Annotated in this window: 3 protein-coding genes; 2 read left to right on the top strand and 1 reads right to left on the bottom strand. The window is 56.9% G+C overall.

What is annotated here, in order from left to right; translation table 11 throughout:
* Window positions 1–231: 231 nt before the first annotated feature.
* The gene (locus H8S59_RS26605; protein ID WP_095096809.1) at window positions 232–600 is read right to left on the bottom strand and encodes a PilZ domain-containing protein; all 369 of its coding nucleotides are present in this window, start codon (window positions 598–600) and stop codon (window positions 232–234) included.
* Between the two features lie 282 nt (window positions 601–882).
* On the opposite strand from H8S59_RS26605, the gene H8S59_RS26600 reads away from it, so the two are divergent.
* Window positions 883–2,958, top strand: a complete 2,076-nt coding sequence (locus tag H8S59_RS26600) for a carbon starvation CstA family protein (protein ID WP_187523343.1) — start codon at window positions 883–885, stop codon at window positions 2,956–2,958.
* Between the two features lie 19 nt (window positions 2,959–2,977).
* The gene (locus tag H8S59_RS26595) at window positions 2,978–3,175 is read left to right on the top strand and encodes a YbdD/YjiX family protein (RefSeq protein WP_027902281.1); all 198 of its coding nucleotides are present in this window, start codon (window positions 2,978–2,980) and stop codon (window positions 3,173–3,175) included.
* Window positions 3,176–3,183: the final 8 nt, after the last annotated feature.

The following is a 3,183-nucleotide window of genomic DNA, read 5'->3' as shown; positions in this document are numbered from 1 at the left end:
ACAGCTGCGCCTGAAATACCGTAATCGCGGGCAAGCGCGCTCATCAAATAACATTCAATCTACTGGATTGAAATGCATTTTCTGTAGGAGCTGCCGAAGGCTGCGAAGCATTTCTCCTGATACACCGCTATCGCAGCCTTCGGCAGCTCCTACAGGTCCTATGTTTGCCGCGAGACAGCGCGGTGTCAGGGACAGCGGGCGATCTCCTACAGCTAAAAACCATGCAGATCCTTACACCTCAATCAGCGCCGCCAACTCACGCTCCAGCTCATCGTGATCAGCCAGGTTCAGTTCAACCAGTCTTCGCAAATGGCTGATGGAATCCAGGGTTATCTGCTCACAGACAAACCCTAACTGCCCGTTATCATCGTGAGCCAGCCTCACGTCCATTTGCACATGCACTTCGTTGCTCAGCTTGATATCGGCGTTGAATGCCTGTTCGGTATCGGCGTCCCAGGGTTCGGGGCGCTCGATGAGCATGCCTTTGAGAGAGAGGTCCACCAGTTGGACCTGCCAGTTGCGGTCGCCCTGGCTGAGTGTGGTTTTCGCATCGAAGGCGATGCGTTTGAAGCGTCGGCGGTCATCGTTGGAGTCGGTCATCGAATCACTTCTCTTGGAATCGTGTGACGTGCTGTCAGCGTTTAAACGCCTGTCGAGGCGTCGCCTGTAACGACGATAGTCCTGATCCTGCTTTCCGGATAGCTTTCAGGCCCTGATTTACACTTCGTCCGCCTTTCGAGCCGCGTCTTGTGAGCTGGTTCAATGGGCGTTTTTAAGTGAAACGTTTCTTTTACGCTCTAGACCTTGGTTGGGGTGGCCTTTCGCTGCGGCGCAGCTAAACTCGCGTAGCTGGCCTTTCAGTCATCTGCTGGAATATAAAAAATGAAAAATAATAATAGCCTCCTGCGCCATGTGCCTTGGCTAATCGTTGCAATTATCGGGGCATGTGCCCTGGGGGTCGTGGCCTTGCGCCGCGGAGAAGCAATCAACGCCTTGTGGATCGTGGTCGCTGCGGTCGCCATCTACCTCGTTGCCTATCGCTATTACAGTCTGTTCATTGCCCGGCATGTCATGCAGCTAGATCCGCTGCGGGCCACTCCAGCCGTGGTCAACAACGATGGTCTGGACTACGTGCCGACCAACAAACACATTCTTTTCGGTCACCACTTTGCTGCTATCGCTGGCGCCGGACCTCTGGTCGGGCCGGTATTGGCTGCGCAAATGGGCTACCTGCCTGGCACGCTCTGGCTGATTGCCGGTGTGGTACTGGCCGGTGCGGTTCAGGACTTCATGATCCTGTTCCTGTCCACACGCCGTAATGGTCGCTCGCTGGGCGACATGGTGCGTGAAGAAATGGGCCGTATCCCCGGCACTATCGCGCTATTCGGCTGCTTCCTGATCATGATCATCATCCTCGCGGTGCTGGCGCTGATCGTGGTCAAAGCGTTGGCTGAAAGCCCTTGGGGTATGTTCACGGTACTGGCGACGATTCCGACTGCGATGTTCATGGGCATTTATATGCGCTACATCCGGCCGGGCCGCATCGGGGAAATCTCGGTCATCGGCGTGGTGCTGTTGCTGCTGTCGATCTGGGTAGGTGGCATGGTTGCCGCCAGTCCTGAGTGGGCGCCGATGTTCACCTTCACCGGCGTGCAGATCACCTGGATGCTGGTTGGGTACGGCTTCGTTGCAGCCATGTTACCGGTCTGGCTGCTGCTCGCTCCGCGCGACTACCTGTCAACTTTCCTGAAAATCGGCACCATCGTGGCGTTGGCGATCGGCATCCTGATTCTTGCGCCTGAGCTGAAAATGCCTGCGCTGACCCAGTTCACCGACGGTACCGGCCCAGTCTGGAAAGGCACACTGTTTCCGTTCCTGTTCATCACCATCGCGTGTGGTGCTGTGTCCGGTTTCCATGCGCTGATCTCTTCCGGCACTACGCCGAAGCTGCTGGATAACGAAACCAACGCCCGTTATATCGGTTACGGCGGCATGCTCATGGAGTCCTTCGTGGCGATCATGGCCATGGTTGCGGCTTCGGTGATCGAGCCTGGCATCTACTTCGCCATGAACAGCCCGGCGGCAATCGTGGGCGGTGATGTAGTGACTGTGGCCCAGACTGTCAGCAGTTGGGGCTTTGCCATCACACCAGAACAACTGACCGCAGTTGCCAAGGATATTGGTGAGAACACCGTTCTGGCCCGTGCTGGCGGTGCGCCGACTCTGGCGGTGGGTATCGCACAAATCCTCCATCAGGCCTTGCCGGGTGCCAGCACCATGGCGTTCTGGTACCACTTCGCGATCCTGTTTGAGGCGCTGTTCATTCTGACGGCGGTTGATGCCGGTACGCGTGCTGGTCGCTTCATGCTGCAAGACCTGTTGGGCAGCTTTGTTCCAGCCCTGAAACGCACCGAGTCCTGGACGGCCAATGCCATCGGCACCGGCGGTTGCGTGGCGTTGTGGGGGTACTTGCTGTATCAAGGCGTGATCGATCCACTGGGCGGCATCAACACCTTGTGGCCGCTGTTCGGTATCTCTAACCAGATGCTGGCAGGTATAGCGCTGATGCTGGCGACCGTTGTGCTGATCAAAATGAAACGCCAACGCTACATCTGGGTGACGATGTTGCCAGCCACCTGGCTGTTGATCTGCACCGTGACGGCTGGCTTCATCAAGCTGTTCGATAGCAACCCTGCGGTGGGTTTCCTGGCCCTGGCCAAGAAATACAGCACGGCAGCTGATGCGGGTCAGATCCTGGCTCCGGCCAAGACCATGGACCAGATGCAGCATGTGATCTTCAATGCCTACACCAACGCGACGCTGACGATTCTGTTCCTGTTCGTGGTGTTCAGCATCCTGTTCTACGCGCTGAAAGTCGGCGTCGCGGCATGGGGTAACAAAGAGCGTACGGACAAAGAAGCGCCTTTCCAGGCGTTGACAGCTCCGACGAACGTTTGAGATACGAGAGGATCTGCCTATGTTCAACGACCTGAGTCGCCTCGGGAAATACCTCGGTCAGGCTGCGCGTCTGATGGTGGGCATGCCTGACTATGACAATTATGTCGCGCATATGCAGGTCAAACACCCTGACAAGCCGATGATGGATTACGAAACGTTCTTCCGGGAACGCCAGGAAGCCCGTTACGGCGGCAAGGGTGGGCCGAAGTGCTGCTGATGAACTGA

The organism is Pseudomonas folii, assembly GCF_014357575.1.
In the GTDB taxonomy this organism is placed as follows: Bacteria; Pseudomonadota; Gammaproteobacteria; order Pseudomonadales; family Pseudomonadaceae; genus Aquipseudomonas; species Aquipseudomonas folii.
Note: the sequence above shows the minus strand (reverse complement) of the source record. Positions and strands in the feature narration are given on the sequence as shown.